This is a genomic window from Bradyrhizobium sp. WSM4872 (assembly GCF_055811715.1).
Genome location: NZ_JBVVPT010000001.1, coordinates 548,276 through 566,371, shown reverse-complemented (window position 1 = coordinate 566,371; position 18,096 = coordinate 548,276). Strand labels below are relative to the sequence as shown.

Here is an 18,096-nt window from a genome sequence, read left to right as displayed (position 1 = left end):
TTAGAGCTCTGCGCCATTTGATCGGGAACAGATGATCCGGCTATCCTGAGGGTAGGATAATCGGGCGGTTCACGAAGATGACCATCAGGAATGGGCTCTATCATATCCGCATCGAAATGTTGGATGCCGTCCAGGGCGGCAACCAGGGCGTCATGGTGATGCGCGACGGCAGCATGCGGGGAGGGGATTCGTTCTTCTTCGCCTACGGCAGCTACACCTCGGCCGACGGCAAGTGGAAGGGCGAGCTGACCAACGAGGAACATTCCCCTTCGTTCGACGAGCGCCCGGTGTGGGGCCGCAAGGTCGTGACCATCGGCTTCAGCGGTACCTATAATGACGAGACCGCGTACGGCGAGGGCATCGCGCTCGCCGGCAAACAGAGCATCCGTTTCAAAGGCAATCTCCGGCTCTTGGTGCCGGATTGATTACACCCGGCCGCCGACCGGGATCAGCGCGCCGGTGACGCCGCTCGCGGCATCGCTGGCGAGGAACAGGATGACTTCGGCGAGTTCTTGCGGTGTCACCCATTTGGTGAAGTCCGCTTTCGGCATGTCGGCGCGATTGGCCTTGGTGTCGATGATCGAGGGCAGCACAGCGTTCACGGTCACCTTGCTTTTCCACTCGCTTGCCAACGCCTCGGTGAGGCGATGGACGCCGGCTTTCGACGCCGCATAGGGGCCCATGCCGGAGCCGGCCTGAAGCGCGCCCATGGCGCCGATGTTGACGATGCGGCCGGCCTTGGACGCGGCCAGATGCGGAAGCGCCGCGTGCGAGGCGTTGAGCGCCGTCAGCAGGTTGAGCGCATGCATGCGCTGCCATGTCTTGATGTCGCCGTCGCCCACGGTCTCGAAGGCGAAGCCGCCGGCGATGTTGATCAGCCCATCGAGCTTGCCAAAGTGTCTTGCCGCCGCCTCGACCGCCGTCTTTGCTTGTGCTGCGTCGGACAAATCGACGCCGCCGATCTCGATGCGCTCAGGCGTCGCGGAGATTTGCGATGGCGCATGGTCGATGCCGGCCACGCGCGCGCCGCGCGACTGCGCGGTCTCGGCGACGACTTTTCCAAGTGCGCCGAGTGCGCCGGTCACCACAATGACTTTTCCCTGCACGAGACTCTCCGTCCATCAATGGGCCGGACTATTGCGCGGCCCGCATTGGACTTGCAATGGCGGCCGGTTCCAAATTGGGCTATAGATGCAACTTCAGATAGTGGAGGAGGCTGTTTCATGGGCGACAATTTGCCGACCCTCGAGTTTCCTGCTGCGATCGTTGACTTGCAGTATCCGCTGCCGAACTTCAGGAAAGCATTGGGCGGAAGGGGGCCCGTGCGCATCGTGGCGATGGGGTCGTCCTCGACGGCCGGACTTGGCAACGTGGTTGCATATCCAGCGCGGCTCGAGCTGTATTTGAGAAAGCACTACAAGGATGACGATCCCCATCGGGACATCCGGATAGATGTGCTCAACCGTGGCAAGGGCGGCGAAGAGGCGCCGCAAGAAGTGGCTCGGTTCAACGATGACATCTTTGCCGACAATCCTTCGCTGGTGCTCTGGCAGGTCGGAACCAACGCCGTGTTTCGCAGCAACGAATTCGACTTCGATAAAGTGTTGGCTAAGATCGCCGAGGGATTGGCCCGCCTGCGCGATCATCCGGCCACAGATGTCATTCTCATCAACCCGCAATACGTCACGGCCATGCTCGGCGACAATGCCAAGCTCTCGGAGAAGATGGTCTCGGCGATCCGGGCCGCCGCGCAAGAGGCCAAAGTCAATTTGTTCCAGCGCTGGGCCCTGATGCGGCACTGGAACGAGCACAACAACGCCTCGCTCGAGCAACTGCTCGCGCCGGACGACGAGTTGAAGCTGCACCAGAGCGACTGGAGCACCATGCAAGTCGCGCGGGCTCTGCGTTCGGCGATCCTAACGGCGACGGGTGCAACACAGAGATGCCCGTGTATGATTACGACGTGAGATAGCGTTCTTTGAGCGCCGTCCGCTCGGCCGCGCCGAGCTTGAGCCCGTCCCGCAAATAGGTTTCGAGATCGCCATATTCGGCGCCGACAGCTTCGAAAGCCGCGGCAAGGTACGACGCCTCTACGCTACCGATGGCATTGCGTACGTCCTCGGGCAGATCGGTGGCCGCCGTCGCGTCGCGCTTGTAGTGCTGGTTGGTCAGCAGATAGTCCTCGGCAATGACGTCATCCGGCACGCCGAGCGCATGCAGGATCAGCGCGCTGGCAAAGCCGGTGCGGTCCTTGCCGGCGGTGCAGTGAATGACGAGCGGCGCGCGGTCCTCCAGGAGATGACCGAACAGGTTGCGGAAACTGGCCGTGTTGTGGCGGACATAGTTGCGATAGGATTCGCGCATGAGTTCGAGCGCGACCGGCGCGGTCAGCCTGCCTCTGGCGAGCTCGGCGCGCAGCGCAGCCACGACCGTCGGCTCGATCGGCAGCGAATGCACGGCGATCTCGTTGATCACGCAGACGCCCGCCGCGCGCTCCTCGACGCCGCGAAAATCGAAGGCGCTGCGCACACCCAGCGCGCGGACGATCTCGACATCGGCAGCAGTGAGCTGGCCGAGATGGTTGGAGCGGAAGATGTGCCGCCAGCGCGTGGTCCGGCCATCTGCGGTCGGATAGCCGCCGAGGTCGCGAAAATTGCTGGCGCCTTGCAGGGCGAGATGGCGGGCAGGGGAGCCCTGTACCGAGGAGTCTTGTCCGGAGGAGTCTTGCAGGGACTTGTCTTGCATGAGATCAGTTTGGGTTATGGCTCCATTGGACGCACAACGGGCGTCCTTGAATCTATTACAGGGGGCGATCATGGGCCGGCACAAGGCCATTCTTTTGACGGTCGCCATGCTGGCGGGCGGAGTGATCGGAGCGCGGCAGGCCGATGCGCAGACGTTCCGGACCTACCACTGCGCCGATGGTACGCAGTTCATCGTTGGGTTTTATGACGCCGACAAGCGCGCCTTCCTCCAGATCGACGGCGAGCCTGTCACGCTTGCGAAGCGGCTGACGGTCTCCGGCGCGCGCTATTCGGGGGCGGGCATCACGCTTGTGATCGGCAAGACCGGCAGCACCACGGTCAAGCATCTGAAGCGGCCGGTCACGGCCTGCGCGGGGATCTGAACGGCGGCATTTCCACAAAAATCAAAAAGGGCCGAAACTTCGTTGTTTCGACCCTTTTTCAAACTGACGCCGGACGCTTGAGAGGGCGCGGCGGTATCGAACCGAACGCAGGCATCAGCGATCCCATTTCGGCTTGGCTTCATCGACTGCTTCCTGATGGTACCAGCTGCCGCTGCAAATCGTCTCGTTCACGGGGAGCGAGGCGTGGTTGGCGGGAAGGCGGGTCTCACCGTTGCGGCGCCCCCCGAGAGCGGAGCGGCCCCCGACAGGGAATTGGTAGATCTGTGCAGATCCGTGACTCAGTCCATTGTTCATCATTGCGGTATCTCCCGAGATCGCAGCGCTGGCCTCCATGGTGCGCCCGACTCGTTGGCTTGTGGTTACTGGAATCCCCATATCGGCCGTGCATTCCGAAATGCAAAGTGCTGAAAAGGAAATCAGCCTTGGCCTATTTTGTAGGCAGGGTGCATTCTGCTTCCTCCAAGGCAGCGGTCGGGTGGCTAACGCGTGGGCCATTGCGAAGGTTGCGGGCGACGGGCGCAGACTTGGCGAATATTGCCGGACGTTGATGCGCGTTTAGTCGGCAACCTCAGGCACCGGCCTGCCTGCTCCAGAATCGGGCGTTTTCCGCGGGATTTTTGCGGTGCAGCTATTCACGCAAAGGTGCGCCGCTATGACGCACGGCGCAGTCGACGATCCGACGGGCGGGAGAGGAGGCCGGCCGCGGTGGAAAACCTCCCGCGCTGCGGCCTTTTGGCACGTTAAATGCTTGGAAAGGGTCGGCCGATGTTGGCCGGGTAAACAATCGTGCGGGGGCCTGCGGCCCCCACCTTTCGCATCATCTACAGAGAGGCTCAATGACCAAGTATAAGCTCGAGTACATCTGGCTCGACGGATATACGCCGACTCCGAACTTGCGCGGCAAAACTCAGATCAAGGAATTCGCGTCGTTCCCGACGCTCGAGCAGCTTCCGCTCTGGGGCTTCGATGGCTCCTCCACCCAGCAGGCTGAAGGCCACAGCTCCGATTGCGTGCTGAAGCCGGTCGCGGTGTTCCCGGATGCCGCCCGCACCAACGGCGTGCTCGTGATGTGCGAAGTCATGATGCCCGACGGCAAGACCCCGCACTCGACCAACAAGCGCGCCACCATCCTCGACGATGCCGGCGCCTGGTTCGGCTTCGAGCAGGAATACTTCTTCTACAAGGACGGCCGTCCGCTCGGCTTCCCGGCCTCCGGCTATCCGGCGCCCCAGGGTCCGTACTACACCGGCGTCGGCTTCTCGAACGTGGGCGACGTCGCCCGCAAGATCGTCGAAGAGCATCTCGACCTCTGCCTGGCCGCCGGCATCAACCATGAAGGCATCAACGCGGAAGTCGCGAAGGGCCAGTGGGAATTCCAGATCTTCGGCAAAGGCTCCAAGAAGGCCGCTGACGAAATGTGGATGGCCCGCTACCTGATGCTGCGCCTGACCGAGAAGTACGGCATCGACATCGAGTTCCACTGCAAGCCGCTCGGCGACACCGACTGGAACGGCTCCGGCATGCACGCCAACTTCTCGACCGAGTACATGCGTACGGTCGGCGGCAAGGAGTACTTCGAGGCGCTGATGGCGGCCTTCGACAAGAACCTGATGGACCACATCGCCGTCTACGGCCCGGACAACGACAAGCGTCTGACCGGCAAGCACGAGACCGCGCCCTGGAATAAGTTCAGCTACGGCATTGCCGATCGCGGTGCTTCGATCCGCGTGCCGCACTCCTTCGTCAACAACGGTTACAAGGGCTATCTGGAAGACCGTCGTCCGAATTCGCAGGGCGACCCATACCAGATCGCTTCGCAGATCCTGAAGACGATCGCCTCCGTGCCGGCCGACAAGAAGGCCGCCGCCTAGATCCTCCCGGCCCGGGCTGGGGGGCTGGCCCGGGTTGGACTTCGATCCGCCGAAGCCGAAAGGCTTCGGCGGATTTTTCATTCTGATGACAGCCGTTTGCGGAGCCGCCTCGGACCTCATGGCGGGAAACTTGTCCATCGCCGCCGAAAGCGGGATAGAGTGCGCCTGGGTGCGCGCAGGGCCGGGGACGGCTGGTGTTTGAAGGCTTCTACAAGGTGAGATTTCAGCTCGGCGACGCCGTCGGCCGAAGCGTGATGCATGCCGGCAACGGCAAGATGCTCGGCGGCAATTCGGCCTTCGCCCATATCGGCACCTACGCGAAGACGGAAGGCGGCGTCGACATCGTGATCAACACCGTCCGCCACAACCCCGATCCGAACTATCGCGCCATGGCGGGCACGGACGACGCGACCCTGCTTGCCAAGGGCTGGGCCGACGGCGATCTCTATCGCTTCAAGGGCGAGCTCAAGGAGCTGCCCGGCGTACCCTTTCAGTCGTTGATGACACCCATCACCGAAGACGAGATGCCGATCGCCGGCGGCGTCGGCGAGGCCGGCATCGCCGACGGGCTCTACTCGGTGCATCTGCGCATGCTCGACGGCGTCGACGGCGGTCTCACCGGCGTGATGCTGCTCAACAAGGGCCGCATCCTCGGCGGCGATGCATCGTTCTATTATCTCGGCAGCTACACCGCCGCCAACGGGCGCTGGAAGGGCCAGATCCTGAATCAGGAGCACACGCCGGCCAAGGACGATCCGATCTTCGGCGGCCACGAGGTCGGCATCGGCTTCTCCGGCACTTATGATGCCGAGCAGGCGGTGCTGGAGGCAACGGCGCTCGCTGGCAAGCGTAGCCTGCGCCTGACCGCCGCGCTCAAGCTGATGCACCGCGCCTGATCGCCACAGGAATCGCTGATGGAAAAAATTCGCATGCTTTCGACGCTCGGCCTGATGGGCGCGATGCGCAGCCTGTCCTCCGCGTACGAGACCGCAACCGGCGTCCACATCGACGCCGATTTCGCGCCGACGCTGGCGCTGCTCAAGCGGTTGCGCGACGGCGAGGCCGCCGATCTCGTCATCCTCACCCGCGAAGGGCTCGACGAGATGATCGACGAGGGTCGCGTCGTCTCAGGGAACGCGGCCGATCTCGCGCGCTCCTTCGTCGGCATCGCGGTGCGGGTGGGGCAAGCGCATCCCGATATCGCCACGGAAACCGCACTGCGCAAGGCGCTGCTCGCGGCGCGGTCCGTGGCCTATTCGCGGCTGGGTGCGAGCGGCGTCTATTTCGCCCGGTTGATCGCGCAGATGGGCATCGCGGCAGAGATCAACGCCAAAGCCACCATCGTCGAGCAGGGCTTTACCGCGGAGCGGCTCGTGAGCGGCGAGGCTGAGCTCGCCGTGCAGCAGATCAGCGAGCTGAAGCAGGTCGAGGGCATCGAGGTGATCGGACCGATTCCGCATGATCTGCAAACGCCGGCCGTGTTCTCCGTCGGCCGGATGACAAACGCCGAGCATGCCGACGCCGCGGATCGGCTGCTGCGCTATCTGGCATCACCCGAGGTCGTCCCCGTGCTGCGCCAATCAGGACTCGAGCCTTGAATTTGCCGGGGCGACGACGCAACTTGGCGTCCATGCGGACTTTCCTCGTTGCCATCCTTCTCACGCTTGCGGCGCCGTTGTCGGCGCATGCGCAATCGGCCGATCTCGTCCTGTGCGACCGCGTCGCCGCGGACCCCAGCGATCCCGACAAGCCGGCCGATATGAAGGGCGTGACGGAGATTGCGGCCTCCGACGTTGCGACCGCCATCAAATTCTGCAAGCAGGCCGCACCCTCATCGCGGCGCGCGATGTTCGCGCTCGGCCGCGCCTATGCCGCCAACCGGCAGACGGCGGACGCGATGGCCGCCTGGCGCAAGGCCGCGGACAAGGGATCGAGTGCGGCAATGGTCGAGCTCGGTGTCGCCTACGGCACCGGCTCCGGTGTCGCCAGGGATGAAGCGCAGGCGCGCAAATTGTTCGAGAAAGCGGCGCAGGCCGGCAATCCCCGCGGCATCAGCAATCTCGCCGCGCTCGGCGGCAGCGGCGGTGCCGCGCCGGCCGATCCCGCACAGGCGCGCGCATTGCTCGGCAAGGCCGCCGAGACCAATGCCGAGGCGCAATACCAGCTCGGCATGATGCTCTCCGAAGGTACGGGTGGTGCGAAGGACGACGCCGCGGCGCGTGCGCTGTTCGAGAAGGCTGCCGCGCAAAACCATCCCGGCGCGCTGGAGCGGATGGGCGCCTTCGCGCAGGAAGGCCGCGGCGGACCAAAGGACAAGGACGCCGCGAAATCCTATTACGAGCGCGCTGCGGCGCTCGGCGACGCGGATGCCAAGCAGGCGCTGGAGCGGCTGCGCTGTCCCTATGCGATCAAGGACAAGCAGGGCAAGCTCGTCACCACGCTGTGCTTCTAAAGCGCGATGAACGCGCTTTGGATTCATGTGTGAGCATGACCTTTTCGGACAACCGCTGCGCACTTTTCCGGATCATGCTGTCGCTCACTTGTAGTAATAGGCGAAATTGTTGCGGGCGTCGTGCTTGTGTCGACGGGGTCGAATGCGTCAGGAACCAGCTCGGACACGGTCCGTTGAATCCTCGACAGCAGGAGGCGCAACCATGATTCGCAAGCTCGCATCCGGCGAATATCGGCTCTATTCGCGCAAGGTGAATCCCAAGACCGGCAAGCGCCGCAACCTCGGCACGTTCAGGAGCCGTGCGGCGGCCGAGAAGCATGAGCGCGAGGTGCAGTATTTCAAGCGTCACTAGCGCCTGAGGAAGGCCGTCGCGACCGCCCGAACAAAAAACGCGAAAAACAACCCCATGCACAGTAGCCAAGTGCTTGAAATCTCAGCTCTCGCAAATGGTGTGAAATCGCCATCTACGGAATTGCCGAAATCGCTTGCGCCGTCGGGCAAAACAGGCGCATGATGGCATCATGGCAGGGTGTGGCTTCGCGAATGGCCCTGCGCGAAAAAGCCCGATGGCCTTCGTGCGACGCTGGTGCTAGGTAGCGCGTGCTTTCCTTTTGATATTCCGGGTCAATTGCGTTGCTGGACGGGCTCTACAAGGTTGAATACGGCGTCAACGATGCCTTCGGCCGCAGCATCATGTGCATGCATGACGGCAAGCTGCTGGGCGGCAATTCGGCTTTTGCGCATCTCGGAAGCTATTTCGTGCGCGATGGCGAGATCATCGCCGAAGTCATCACCGAACGGCACAACGACGATCCCAACTACAAGCCGCTGATGGGGGCTGATGTCGCCTCGATCGGCGCACGGGGGCGGCTCGTCGGCAACCAGATCCGTCTCGCGGGCAGCGCGGACACGATGCCGGGTGCCGGTTTCTGGGCCAATCTCACGCGGCTCGATGACGAGGGATTGCCGCCGCAGGGGACGATTGGTCCGGGCGGGGTCGTGAACGGGCTCTATGCGATCCATCTGCGCGCGCTCGACGGCGTCGATGCCGGGCTCTCCGGCGTCATGCTGCTGATGGACGGCCGCATCCTGGGCGGAGATGCGTTCTTCTACTATCTCGGCTCCTATTCCTCGGCGGACGGCCGCTGGAAGGGCGAGATGCTCAACCAGGAGCACACGCCAGCGAAAGGCGAAAACCCCGTGTTCGGCGGCTACGAGGTCGGGATCGGCTTCTCCGGCACCTGCACAGAAGACAGCGGCGAGCTCGAAGGCATTGCGCTCGCTGGCAAGCGTAGCTTGCGGCTGGCAGCATCGCTCAAGCTGATGCGAAGGGCGTAGGCTACCGATCATCTCGTCGCGTGCTAGTCCTGGTTCTCCAATGCAGAGGGTCGCATGATTTGGCTGGATCTCTCGAGCCACTCACGCGTCGTGACCAGATTGACCGCATCGGTGAGGTACATCCCCACTGCGAGGCCACGGTCATAGCTTGCCCAGAAACGCGGAAGAATCTCGATGTTGCGTCCCCCGCGTCCGATGATCCTGACGAGCCCGGCTGATTCAGCGGAGATCATCAAGTTGCGGACATGGGTTCGGGAGACGCCGAAACGGCTGGTGGCCTCGATATAGGGCACGACCGCGCTCGGGTCGCCGGCATCCATTGCAGCCTTGAGCACCGCATTCTGGATGAGCGGCCCGGCGGCATGGCTGAAGAACAGCATCGTGTCCGGCAGCGTCATCATGAGGCGAGCCGCTGCAGGATTGAAGGGCGGAGATTTGCTGCAGTTGAGGACGTAAAAGTCCCGATCGCGCGAAAATATCGGGCCGTAATCGTGACCGGGATACAGCGTGGCAAGGGGCACATAGTGAGCCACCAGCCATTCGATGTGATGCGCGCGCAGCCTGTCCGTGGTTGCCAGCAATCGGACCCGGCCGTCGTCGGGGGCTCTGCGCAATTCGAGAAACCCGACCTCCCGCAACCGCGCGATCAAATGATCCACCTGCCGGTCGCTCGCGTATCCGAACAAGGCAAGTTGCTGTTTGAGGGCGCTGACGGTGAACCAGGTCTCGCGTCGGGAAGGGTCATGGGCGGCTTCGAGGACTGCCGCACAGTGGAAGACAAAGAACCGCCCCGCCTCCAGGAGAAGCCGAACCAGAAATGGTTCGCCCTCGTACACCTTCACGAAGCTTGCCAGATAAGCGTGCCGCGCCTCAGGCAGGCGAGAATGCTGCACGATCTCATCAAGCGTCAATCGCAACCGGCCGCCAACCAAGCGCTCAAGTTCGTCCTGCTCCAAAGCCGCCCCCTGATCCTGACGTGAGGAAAATATAAAAGGGGCGAAGCGATAGGCGCAATGTTTTCCATTCAATCCTGAGTAGAAGCCGCTAGGTTTCTGGCGATTGCTCGGGCACCGGCCGCCCCAAGGAAGTTTAGCTGAGGCGCGGCCGAGCCCGTGCGGCGTCGCAGTATGCAGCGATAGGCCGGCAGCGATCTTCAGTGCGTGTGTTGTTTCCGATACTACAAAATACTACTTAAAATTGTCTTTCATGAGGCGTGCCATTACGGAGTCTTTCAAAATGCCTGATACGAACACAGATTTCCCGCTCGTCCCCGAACTCGCGAACGCGAACAGTCAGCCGCCGGACAGGTCAGCCTATGTCCAGCTTCAAAGCGTGGATCGGCCCTTGGTCATGTGGGCCAATTCCGACAATTCGAGCAAGAGCGCCTATGTCTGCGACGAGCCGAACGAGAATCTGTCAAACACCACCGCGATCATCGAGAACTACTGGGACGGCAAGGGGCCGCCGGTCTACCAGCTGGTCTTGCGGCAGTTCTGGCGCCCCGTTGGGAAGTCGTACCATCGGATTCCAGTGGGCAACACCCTGACGATCAGTGTCACGAAGACTCAGGGGGTATCCTCGACAGTCTCACAGTCGATTACCGCATCGCTGGGCATCTCGTACGGCGCACTGAGCGCCGAGGTGTCAGCGACGTTCTCGAAATCCGTGACGACTAGCGACGAAAGCTCGTACACAGAAACGGTCCAGATCAGTCCGCCAGCGGACGGAATGGTTCGGGTGTGGGTGCTGTGGCAGCTGGTGCACGAGATCGTGGCGATCCAGGGCTCGTACGACACCGGCGGCAAGTTCGTTTCCAACGGCAACGTGCTTCCGAAGGGGGACCGGAACTACGCCAATCGCAAGGCTCAAGTCGCGTGGAACGGGCGCGGTCGTTACAGTAGCGGGGCGTGGGTCAACTACGACGATACGTCCTGGTTGTTCCCGTCCGATACGTTCGTGGCCTACCAAAAGGACTTCCCCGCAAGCGGGGCTGTTGGCAGGCTGGCATAGGCTCGGGCGAGTGCGGCTAGGAAGAGTGGCGCATCCGTGACGGAAAGTTCCTGCTTTGCGGTGACAGTGCACTCAATGATCCCAGCCACACTCGTGCGCTCGAGGTGCTGACTGAACCAAAGTGCACTGTCACCGCAATATACTCCTCGGCGGATTGCCGTGGAAAGTTGAGATGCTGAACCCGGTGCAAACGTCGCCGAAAGGCGAGAACCCCTTGTTCGGCGGCTACGAGGTCGGGATCGGCTTCTCCGGCACCTGCACGGAAGACAGCGGCGAACTCGAAGGCATCGCGCTTGCCGGCAAGCGCAGCCTGCGGCTGGCGGCCTCGCTCAAGCTGATGCGGCGGGCGTGAAGGTGCGGGTACACATAAGCTTGCAAGTATCTGCTTTTCACGCGCGAAACACGGCCATGAACATTGGTTCCTGTGGTTTTGACGCTCGCGGGCCGCAGATCCTTCGCCACTCCTCGAAGTGGCGTTTGGGACAAGGGCTCACCTTTTCATTCGCGCGCAACACGTAGGCGGCTGCGTCAAGAGACTTTTCCGCGCGCCTTGTTTGCCGCGGACCACCGCCGCTCGATTTCCTTCACCGCCGCCCGCATGTTGGGCAGATACTTTTTGGCGGCCGCCTCCGGCGTCATCGACGATGAGAAGAAAATCAGATTCAGGCTGCCGAGGACGGGGCCGCCCCCCGGAATGGCCAGCGCGATCGCGCTGATGCCCGCCTCCGATCCACCGACGGACGAGGCGTAACCGTCCTTTTTCGTCTGTGAGAGAATGTCCTCGATGAAACGACGGTCTTTCGCCAAAGCCGCGTCCTCCTCGACGAGTGATGCGGTGAGGTCCAGCATCTCTCGTCGCAGAGCAGGCGCGGAGGCAGCCAAGATGGCTTTCCCAAGCGCGCTGCGCACCAAGGATCTCCTCCGTCCGACCATGGACCGATGAACGGAGAACGGACTGAAGGGATGTGTGCTTTCCCGAATAAGTACCGACCCGAGTTCGAACACTCCGAAGTCGCTTGGCCAGGAGACGCCATCCAGTAGGCCGAACATCGCGGGCAGTGCCGCCTGGCTCGATAGATCCCGTGAAGACACGCCTTCGCTCAAGGTGCGTACTTGGGACGTCAAGCCGAACAAGGCATTCGTCTCGTCAAAGGTCACGTAGCCATCTTCGCGCAGCGTATCGAGCAGACGATAGCAGGTGGTACGGTTGAGTCCTGTCCGCTTTGCAAGCTGTACGACGTTGGATGGGCCGCTTGCATTGAGCTCGTTGATCAGCGCCAAGCCACGGGAAAGTGCCCTTACGCTGCGGTGCATGATCCCTCCAGACGTGTTCGCACTGCGAACATTTCATAGACTCAGATGGAATCCTAGTTCAATCGGCGGCAATCCATCCCGGCACGCCCAAAAGGGCGGCGACGGGAGGAAACGATGGTTCATTCAAGCTTTTATTTGTCTGCGGCCGTGTGCTTGGCTCTCGCGGCGCCGGTCGCGGCGCAGACCGCCGGCGGCCCCCCGAATCTCAGCGGAGGCAAGGTCAAGGTCGGTGTCCTGACTGACATCGCCGGCCCCACGGCCATGGCGAACGGCAAGGGTTCGGTGATCGCGGCTGAAATGGCCGCCGAGGACTTCGGCGCCGGCCTCAACGTCGAGGTGATCTCGGCCGACCACCAGGGCAAGCCGGACGTCGGATCGCAGATCGCCGGACGCTGGTTCGACGTCGAAGGCGTGGACGCGATCGCCGACATGCAGGGATCCCCGATCGGCTTCGCCGTGCAGAACATGGCGGCGCAGAAGAGCAAAATCATGCTGTTGTCCGGTTCGACCTCCTCGGACTTCAACGGCAAGGCCTGCTCGCCGCTAACGGTCCAGTGGACGGTTGACACCTACAATCTCGCGAAAGGCGCCGCCAAGTCCGTGGTCGAGGCCGGCGGAACGAAATGGTACTTCCTCACAGTCGATCAGGCGTACGGCAATGCCCTGACGCGCGATACGTCTGAGCAAGTCAAGCTCAATGGCGGGCAGGTGGTCGGCAACTCGGTGTTCCCGCCGAACACGTCCGACTTCGCTTCGTTCCTACTCACCGCGTCCAATGCCGGCGCCAACGTGATCGCGATCGCGGCGTCGAGCGGCGATACGGTGACCGCGCTGAAGCAGGCGGACGAATTCGGTCTGAGCTCAACGGCCAAGATCGTTCCGCTTCAATCGGTGCTGACGGACGTCTACGCGGTAGGTCAGAAGATCGCGCACGATGCCTACGAAGTGTCGCCGTTCTACTGGGACCGGACGCCCGAAACGCGCGCTTGGGCCGAACGCTTCTTCGCCAAAGCCAAGATAATGCCGACCGGATTCCATGCGGGCGTCTACTCCTCGGTCGCGCACTACCTGAAGGCCGTCAAGGCCACGGGTACCGACGACGCCCCGACGGTCATGAAGCAGATGGAGAAGGAACACGTGCACGACTTCTTCGCGGCCGACGGCTATATCCGTGCCGACCGCAAGATGATCCACGACATGTACCTGCTCCGGGTCAAGAAGCCTGGCGAAAACAAGGGTGCCTGGGATCTCTACAACGTCATTCAGACGCTGCCCGGCGAGTCCGTCAACCGCCCGCTATCCGAAAGTCCGTGCCCGCTGGTGAAGAAGTAGCCGCCAGCCATCGATCGACCATCCAACTCGGCGCGAGGAATCCGAACATGTCAGTCGCCATCGTCTGCGCTTCTCACACGCCTCTGATGTACAAGGGACCGGCCAGCAACGAAACCGAGCAACGCGTCCGAACCGCGTTTGGACGGCTCGGGACCTTCGTGAAGGAGTTCGCACCCGACTACATCATCCAGTTCGCTCCCGATCACTTCAACGGCTTCTTCTACGACCTGATGCCCTCGTTCTGCGTCGGGGCCGGCGCAGTCTCGCTGGGCGACTGGGGAGGCGGGACGGGACCGCTGGATGTTCCGGAGAAGACGGCGCTCGAGCTCATCGACCACGTGAGGGCCGAGGACTTTGACGTGGCCGTATCTTATCGCATGCCGGTCGATCACGGCTTCGTTCAACTGTGGGAGGCGATGCTCGGTGACTTCAAGTCGATCCCGATCCTGCCGATCTTCGTCAACGCCGCTGCGCCGCCCGTTCCGACCTACCGCCGTGCCCGGCAAATCGGTGAATCGGTAGGGCGGTTCGCTGCGCGTTCCGGCAAGCGAGTCTTGTTTGCCGCGTCGGGGGGCCTCTCGCACGATCCGCCGCTGCCATCGATCAAGGACGCGCCACCGGAGATTCGGGAGCGGCTGATTAATGGGCGAAATCCGACCGCGGAAGCCAAGGAAGCCCGCGAGAAGCGGGTGCTCGAGGCGGGCGTTCTCGCAGAAGCGGGAGAGGGGCCGTGCCAGCCGCTCAATCCGGATTGGGATGCGCAGTTCATGGAGATCCTGCGTAGCGGCCAGATCTGGCGTGCCGACGCGCTCGACACCGACAAGGTCCGCGAAGTTGCGGGACGCGGTGCCAACGAGGTGCTCGCATGGGTCGCCGCCTTCGGCGCCTTCTCGACCGGCGGCCGCTTCAAGATGGAGCAGGAATTCTACGAAGCCATTCCGGGCTGGATCGCCGGCATGGCGATGATGGCGGCCAAACAGGCTGACGGCGCTCACTGATCACGAAAACACCGCGCGAATGCGGAAGCATCGCGGAGCAGGCAAATGGCATACGAAACAGACGTGCTCATCATCGGCGCCGGGCCAACGGGCTCGACGACCGCTCTGGCGCTCGCGAACTGCGGCGTTCGCAGTCACATCGTGTCACGCGGCAACTGGATGGCCGACAGTCCGCGAGCCCACATCACGAACCAGCGGGCCAACGAGGTCTTCCGCGATCTCGGGATCGCGGACGACGTGGCCAGGTACGCGAGCCCCTGGGAACTGATGGGCGACACGACCTTCACGACCAGCCTGGCCGGCTCCGAGTTGATCCGGATGCGGACGTGGGGAACCGGCGACGATCGCCGCGGCGATTACCTGCGTGCCAGTCCGTGCGGAATGGTCGATATCATTCAACCGCTGCTCGAGCCCATCCTGTTCCAGAAGGCGGCCGAGAAGGGTGCGACCTTCGCATTCAACACCGAGTATGTCCGTCATGAGCAGGATGCGGACGGCGTAACGGCGACGCTGCGAGATCGCCTGGATGGGCGTGAGTACACCATTCGCGCACGCTACATGGTCGGCGCGGACGGCGCTCGATCCATGGTGGTGGACCATCTCGGGCTTCCGATCGAAGGTCAGATGGCACGGGCCGGGACCGTCTACACCGTCTTCAACGCCGACCTCTCCAGGTACAGCAAACATCGGCCGAGCATCCTGAACTGGATCGTGACGCCGGATGCGAGCTTCGGTGAGATCGGCATGGGGCTGCTGCGGGCCGTGCATCCGTGGACGCAATGGATCGCCGGGTGGGGCTTCGACATCAGCAAGGGTGAACCGGACTTGTCGCCGGACGCGATCATTCCGAAGATCAAGGTGTTGATTGGCGATCCTTCGGTTGAGATCGACATCTTGAGAACGTCGATCTGGTATGTGAACCAGGCCTACGTGACCCAGTATTCGAAGGGTAGGGTGTTCTGCGGCGGCGACGCGGTCCACCGGCATCCGCCGTCGAGCGGGCTCGGCAACAACACATGCGTACAGGACAGTCACAACCTCGGTTGGAAGCTCGCGTACGCCGTGAAGGGTTGGGCCGGTCCGAAGCTTCTGGAAAGCTACTCACAGGAGCGGGCGCCGGTTGGAAAGCAGATCGTGCTGCGCGCCAACCAGTCCCGGCTCGACTATGCCCCGCTGAACGCATGCTTCCGCGTGCCCGGCGCCGAGAATCCGGTCGCCGCCGGCATCGCGCGTTTTCGCGATCCGGGCCCAGATGGCGTCGCGGCCCGGAAGGCGGCGCAGGCCGCGCTTGATCTCAAGCAGACGGAATTCAATGCCCAGGGTACCGAGATGAACCAGCGATACGAATCCTCGGCCGTGATTCCCGACGTCGGTGGCGAGCCCGAGCAATGGCGGCGAGATCGCGGCCTCTACAATCAGCCCACGTCGCGCCCGGGTGCCAAGATCCCGCATGCGTGGCTCGTCGATCGCGACGGCTTGCGGGTGTCGACCCTCGACGTGACGGGTAAGGGCCTCTTTGCCGTCGTGACGGGCCTCGCCGGCGTCGCATGGAAGGAAGCGGCACTGCGCCTTGACCTCCCGTTTCTCCGGGTCGTCGTGACGGGCTCGCCCGAAGCGCAGGACCTCTATTGCGAGTGGCAGCGCACTCGCGAGATCGACGAAGCTGGAGTTCTTCTTGTTCGCCCCGATGGTGTGGTCGCCTGGCGCGACATGGAGGGGACTTCGGACACCGGAGAAGCCGTGGACCGGCTGAGCGCTGCGATACGGAGGGTCCTCGATGTTTCGGACCTTTCGGCGATCCCGCGCGAGAAGCCGCAGCCGCCATCGAGGCCCAGCGGCACCCCGCTCTTCGCCTGACACACAAACCAACGAGATCGAGTCATGAGCGACACAAGACCAGCGAACTTCTCCAGCGTCTGGGCCGACCTGCGGGGCGCTTCCTTCAAGCAGCACTACATCGACGCCGGCGGAATCCGGACCCGCTGCATCGAGTCGGGCGACCCGTCCAAGCCGCTCGTCCTGGCGCTGCACGGTGTCGGGGGCCATGCAGAGGCATATTCGAGGAATTTCGGCCCTCATGCCGATAGCTTCTGGTTCGTTGCCATCGACATGCTGGGACACGGTTGGACCGACAAGCCCGCGATCCACTACCAGGTCAAGGACTACGCCGACCACGTGCTCGCCGTCCTCAAGATCCTCGGCAGGGACAAGGCGATGATCAGCGGTGAATCGCTGGGTGGATGGGTCGCGACCTATCTCGCCGTACATCGTCCCGCCGTGGTGGAGAAACTGGTCCTCAACACCGCCGGCGGTTGGACCGCGCACCCGCAGGTGATGGAACGACTGAAGAAGCTGTCGAACGAGGCTGCTTCCGATCCCTCATGGGAGCGGATCAAGACGCGCCTTGAATTCCTGATGTGCGACAAGAGCATGGTCTCGGACGACCTGATCGAGACCCGTCGTGCGATCTACGCGCAGCCGGGATTCGCCGACACGATGAAGCGGATCATGTGTCTGCAGGACATGGAAATCCGTCGACCGAACATGATCACCGCCGACCAGTACCGATCGATCAAGGCTCCGACCATGGTCGTGTGGACCTCGCATGATCCGACCGCCACGCCCGAGGAAGGCAAGCAGATCGCGGACATGATTCCGGGTTCGAAATTCGTCGTCATGAACCGCTGCGGCCACTGGCCTCAGTTCGAGGACGCGGAGCAGTTCAACCGCCTCCACATCGAATTCCTCCGGACCGGCAAGTAAGGATCGTTCAGATGAACCAGCAAACCAAGCACGGCGGGCTCGCCGCCGAGATCCGCGCGGCTTACGCCGGCACCCCGATCGCGCCCATCCGGACGCAACTGGCAGAGCTCGATGTCGATGCAGCCTACGCCATCCAGCAGGAGAACACTGCGCACTGGGAAAACGAGGGGCGGCGCGTCGTCGGAAGCAAGATCGGATTGACCTCCCGTGCGGTCCAGAAGCAGCTCGGCGTCGATCGTCCCGACTTCGGCGTACTTTTCGCCGACATGATCGTGGGAGAAGACGAACCTGTCGTGGTGGGACGCGTCCTGCAGCCGAAGATCGAGGCGGAAGTAGCCTTCCTACTCGACCGCGATATCGAGGTCGAAACGCCGACCGTGGCCGACGTTGTGCGGGCAGTGGCCTATGCGATGCCCGCCCTCGAGATCGTCGGCAGCCGTATCACCAATTGGGATATTGGGATCGTCGATACCATCGCCGACAACGCCTCGTCGGGGCTCTTCGTTCTTGGAGGACCCGTCAGACGGCTGGATGGCTTGGATCTCCGCTCGCTCCAGATGCAGATGACGAGGAAGGACGAGGTGGTCTCGAAGGGGACGGGCGCCGCCTGCCTCGGCAATCCGCTCAACGCGATGGCCTGGCTCGCCGGCGAACTGGCGCGTCGCAAGCGACCGCTGCGCGCCGGCGACGTCGTTCTCTCCGGAGCGCTGGGGCCGATGGTGCCCGTGAATCCGGGCGACGCATTCGAGGCCAACATCGCCGGGCTCGGGACCGTTTCGGCACGATTCGCCTAGCCACACGAGCCGTATGCGTCGTGAACTCCTCGGGTGGCGGCGGTGCAGTCGAAAACGATCAAGCCGCGCTATCGAA

At 62.9% G+C, this 18,096-nt stretch carries 20 protein-coding genes and 1 pseudogene; 16 read left to right on the top strand and 5 right to left on the bottom strand.

What is annotated here, in order from left to right:
- The first annotated feature begins 77 nt into the window (after positions 1-77).
- Positions 78-425: a hypothetical protein gene (locus AC0L3C_RS02815; RefSeq protein WP_473250727.1), complete on the top strand. Its 348-nt coding sequence runs from the start codon at positions 78-80 to the stop codon at positions 423-425.
- On the opposite strand, the gene AC0L3C_RS02810 is transcribed toward AC0L3C_RS02815, so the two are convergent.
- Complete coding sequence (locus AC0L3C_RS02810) at positions 426-1,106, bottom strand: SDR family oxidoreductase (protein ID WP_473257073.1); 681 nt, start codon at positions 1,104-1,106, stop codon at positions 426-428.
- A gap of 117 nt (positions 1,107-1,223) precedes the next feature.
- Here AC0L3C_RS02810 and AC0L3C_RS02805 point away from each other — a divergent pair, with 117 nt between their 5' ends.
- The gene (locus AC0L3C_RS02805) at positions 1,224-1,967 is read left to right on the top strand and encodes an SGNH/GDSL hydrolase family protein (protein ID WP_473257071.1); all 744 of its coding nucleotides are present in this window, start codon (positions 1,224-1,226) and stop codon (positions 1,965-1,967) included.
- Here the strand turns inward: AC0L3C_RS02805 and AC0L3C_RS02800 are convergent.
- The gene (locus AC0L3C_RS02800; RefSeq protein ID WP_063992655.1) at positions 1,957-2,745 is read right to left on the bottom strand and encodes a tyrosine-protein phosphatase; all 789 of its coding nucleotides are present in this window, start codon (positions 2,743-2,745) and stop codon (positions 1,957-1,959) included. The genes AC0L3C_RS02805 and AC0L3C_RS02800 overlap by 11 nt on opposite strands.
- 70 nt (positions 2,746-2,815) lie before the next feature.
- Between AC0L3C_RS02800 and AC0L3C_RS02795 the strand changes: the two genes are divergently transcribed.
- Positions 2,816-3,127 carry an MliC family protein gene (locus AC0L3C_RS02795; RefSeq protein ID WP_473257066.1) on the top strand — a complete coding sequence of 104 codons (312 nt, stop codon included), beginning with the start codon at positions 2,816-2,818 and terminating at the stop codon, positions 3,125-3,127.
- 114 nt (positions 3,128-3,241) lie between these two features.
- Here the strand turns inward: AC0L3C_RS02795 and AC0L3C_RS02790 are convergent, their stop codons facing one another.
- Positions 3,242-3,442 (bottom strand): DUF2735 domain-containing protein, encoded by a 201-nt coding sequence (locus AC0L3C_RS02790; protein ID WP_371261365.1) that lies wholly within the window; start codon positions 3,440-3,442, stop codon positions 3,242-3,244.
- Between the two features lie 542 nt (positions 3,443-3,984).
- Between AC0L3C_RS02790 and AC0L3C_RS02785 the strand changes: the two genes are divergently transcribed.
- The 6 genes from AC0L3C_RS02785 (at position 3,985) to AC0L3C_RS02760 (ending at position 8,809) form a co-directional block, all read left to right on the top strand.
- On the top strand, positions 3,985-5,019 hold the full coding sequence (locus AC0L3C_RS02785; protein ID WP_473250723.1) for a glutamine synthetase beta-grasp domain-containing protein: 1,035 nt from the start codon (positions 3,985-3,987) through the stop codon (positions 5,017-5,019).
- A gap of 194 nt (positions 5,020-5,213) precedes the next feature.
- On the top strand, positions 5,214-5,915 hold the full coding sequence (locus AC0L3C_RS02780) for a GrlR family regulatory protein (protein ID WP_473277966.1): 702 nt from the start codon (positions 5,214-5,216) through the stop codon (positions 5,913-5,915).
- Between the two features lie 18 nt (positions 5,916-5,933).
- Positions 5,934-6,617 (top strand): substrate-binding domain-containing protein, encoded by a 684-nt coding sequence (locus AC0L3C_RS02775; RefSeq protein WP_473407070.1) that lies wholly within the window; start codon positions 5,934-5,936, stop codon positions 6,615-6,617.
- A gap of 32 nt (positions 6,618-6,649) precedes the next feature.
- Positions 6,650-7,471, top strand: a complete 822-nt coding sequence (locus AC0L3C_RS02770; RefSeq protein ID WP_473257061.1) for a tetratricopeptide repeat protein — start codon at positions 6,650-6,652, stop codon at positions 7,469-7,471.
- A gap of 202 nt (positions 7,472-7,673) precedes the next feature.
- Complete coding sequence (locus AC0L3C_RS02765) at positions 7,674-7,823, top strand: hypothetical protein (RefSeq protein ID WP_007591825.1); 150 nt, start codon at positions 7,674-7,676, stop codon at positions 7,821-7,823.
- A 281-nt stretch (positions 7,824-8,104) separates the two neighbouring features.
- The gene (locus AC0L3C_RS02760) at positions 8,105-8,809 is read left to right on the top strand and encodes a GrlR family regulatory protein (RefSeq protein ID WP_473407069.1); all 705 of its coding nucleotides are present in this window, start codon (positions 8,105-8,107) and stop codon (positions 8,807-8,809) included.
- A gap of 23 nt (positions 8,810-8,832) precedes the next feature.
- Here the strand turns inward: AC0L3C_RS02760 and AC0L3C_RS02755 are convergent, their stop codons facing one another.
- Positions 8,833-9,765 carry a hypothetical protein gene (locus tag AC0L3C_RS02755; RefSeq protein ID WP_007609500.1) on the bottom strand — a complete coding sequence of 311 codons (933 nt, stop codon included), beginning with the start codon at positions 9,763-9,765 and terminating at the stop codon, positions 8,833-8,835.
- A gap of 280 nt (positions 9,766-10,045) precedes the next feature.
- Here AC0L3C_RS02755 and AC0L3C_RS02750 point away from each other — a divergent pair, with 280 nt between their 5' ends.
- Positions 10,046-10,819 carry a hypothetical protein gene (locus AC0L3C_RS02750; protein ID WP_007609501.1) on the top strand — a complete coding sequence of 258 codons (774 nt, stop codon included), beginning with the start codon at positions 10,046-10,048 and terminating at the stop codon, positions 10,817-10,819.
- A 160-nt stretch (positions 10,820-10,979) separates the two neighbouring features.
- Positions 10,980-11,171 (top strand): annotated as a pseudogene (locus AC0L3C_RS02745) (GrlR family regulatory protein); the annotation flags it as partial.
- Positions 11,172-11,347: 176 nt separating this feature from the next.
- Here the strand turns inward: AC0L3C_RS02745 and AC0L3C_RS02740 are convergent.
- A complete protein-coding gene (locus AC0L3C_RS02740) occupies positions 11,348-12,133 on the bottom strand; it encodes an IclR family transcriptional regulator domain-containing protein (RefSeq protein ID WP_473257059.1) in 786 nt (261 codons plus the stop codon).
- Positions 12,134-12,247: 114 nt separating this feature from the next.
- Between AC0L3C_RS02740 and AC0L3C_RS02735 the strand changes: the two genes are divergently transcribed.
- Genes AC0L3C_RS02735 through AC0L3C_RS02715 form a run of 5 tightly spaced genes read left to right on the top strand, consistent with a single transcriptional unit; the run spans position 12,248 to position 18,020 of the window.
- On the top strand, positions 12,248-13,465 hold the full coding sequence (locus AC0L3C_RS02735) for an ABC transporter substrate-binding protein (protein ID WP_473250715.1): 1,218 nt from the start codon (positions 12,248-12,250) through the stop codon (positions 13,463-13,465).
- Positions 13,466-13,512: 47 nt separating this feature from the next.
- The gene (locus tag AC0L3C_RS02730) at positions 13,513-14,463 is read left to right on the top strand and encodes a 3-carboxyethylcatechol 2,3-dioxygenase (protein WP_473257057.1); all 951 of its coding nucleotides are present in this window, start codon (positions 13,513-13,515) and stop codon (positions 14,461-14,463) included.
- A gap of 45 nt (positions 14,464-14,508) precedes the next feature.
- Positions 14,509-16,320: an FAD-dependent monooxygenase gene (locus AC0L3C_RS02725; protein WP_473407068.1), complete on the top strand. Its 1,812-nt coding sequence runs from the start codon at positions 14,509-14,511 to the stop codon at positions 16,318-16,320.
- Positions 16,321-16,344: 24 nt separating this feature from the next.
- A complete protein-coding gene (locus tag AC0L3C_RS02720; RefSeq protein WP_473407067.1) occupies positions 16,345-17,226 on the top strand; it encodes an alpha/beta fold hydrolase in 882 nt (293 codons plus the stop codon).
- An 11-nt stretch (positions 17,227-17,237) separates the two neighbouring features.
- On the top strand, positions 17,238-18,020 hold the full coding sequence (locus tag AC0L3C_RS02715) for a 2-keto-4-pentenoate hydratase (RefSeq protein ID WP_473407066.1): 783 nt from the start codon (positions 17,238-17,240) through the stop codon (positions 18,018-18,020).
- Positions 18,021-18,096 lie beyond the last annotated feature (76 nt).

Bases quoted from the DNA above. Each gene is read 5' to 3' on its own strand.
- AC0L3C_RS02720 (WP_473407067.1), top strand. From the start codon at position 16,345: ATGAGCGACACAAGACCAGCGAACTTCTCCAGCGTCTGGGCCGACCTG.
- AC0L3C_RS02795 (WP_473257066.1), top strand. From the start codon at position 2,816: ATGGGCCGGCACAAGGCCATTCTTTTGACGGTCGCCATGCTGGCGGGC.
- AC0L3C_RS02800 (WP_063992655.1), bottom strand. From the start codon at position 2,745: ATGCAAGACAAGTCCCTGCAAGACTCCTCCGGACAAGACTCCTCGGTA.
- AC0L3C_RS02715 (WP_473407066.1), top strand. From the start codon at position 17,238: ATGAACCAGCAAACCAAGCACGGCGGGCTCGCCGCCGAGATCCGCGCG.
- AC0L3C_RS02730 (WP_473257057.1), top strand. From the start codon at position 13,513: ATGTCAGTCGCCATCGTCTGCGCTTCTCACACGCCTCTGATGTACAAG.
- AC0L3C_RS02785 (WP_473250723.1), top strand. From the start codon at position 3,985: ATGACCAAGTATAAGCTCGAGTACATCTGGCTCGACGGATATACGCCG.
- AC0L3C_RS02750 (WP_007609501.1), top strand. From the start codon at position 10,046: ATGCCTGATACGAACACAGATTTCCCGCTCGTCCCCGAACTCGCGAAC.
- AC0L3C_RS02775 (WP_473407070.1), top strand. From the start codon at position 5,934: ATGGAAAAAATTCGCATGCTTTCGACGCTCGGCCTGATGGGCGCGATG.
- AC0L3C_RS02725 (WP_473407068.1), top strand. From the start codon at position 14,509: ATGGCATACGAAACAGACGTGCTCATCATCGGCGCCGGGCCAACGGGC.
- AC0L3C_RS02805 (WP_473257071.1), top strand. From the start codon at position 1,224: ATGGGCGACAATTTGCCGACCCTCGAGTTTCCTGCTGCGATCGTTGAC.
- AC0L3C_RS02735 (WP_473250715.1), top strand. From the start codon at position 12,248: ATGGTTCATTCAAGCTTTTATTTGTCTGCGGCCGTGTGCTTGGCTCTC.
- AC0L3C_RS02765 (WP_007591825.1), top strand. From the start codon at position 7,674: ATGATTCGCAAGCTCGCATCCGGCGAATATCGGCTCTATTCGCGCAAG.
- AC0L3C_RS02815 (WP_473250727.1), top strand. From the start codon at position 78: ATGACCATCAGGAATGGGCTCTATCATATCCGCATCGAAATGTTGGAT.
- AC0L3C_RS02790 (WP_371261365.1), bottom strand. From the start codon at position 3,442: ATGAACAATGGACTGAGTCACGGATCTGCACAGATCTACCAATTCCCT.
- AC0L3C_RS02740 (WP_473257059.1), bottom strand. From the start codon at position 12,133: ATGCACCGCAGCGTAAGGGCACTTTCCCGTGGCTTGGCGCTGATCAAC.
- AC0L3C_RS02770 (WP_473257061.1), top strand. From the start codon at position 6,650: ATGCGGACTTTCCTCGTTGCCATCCTTCTCACGCTTGCGGCGCCGTTG.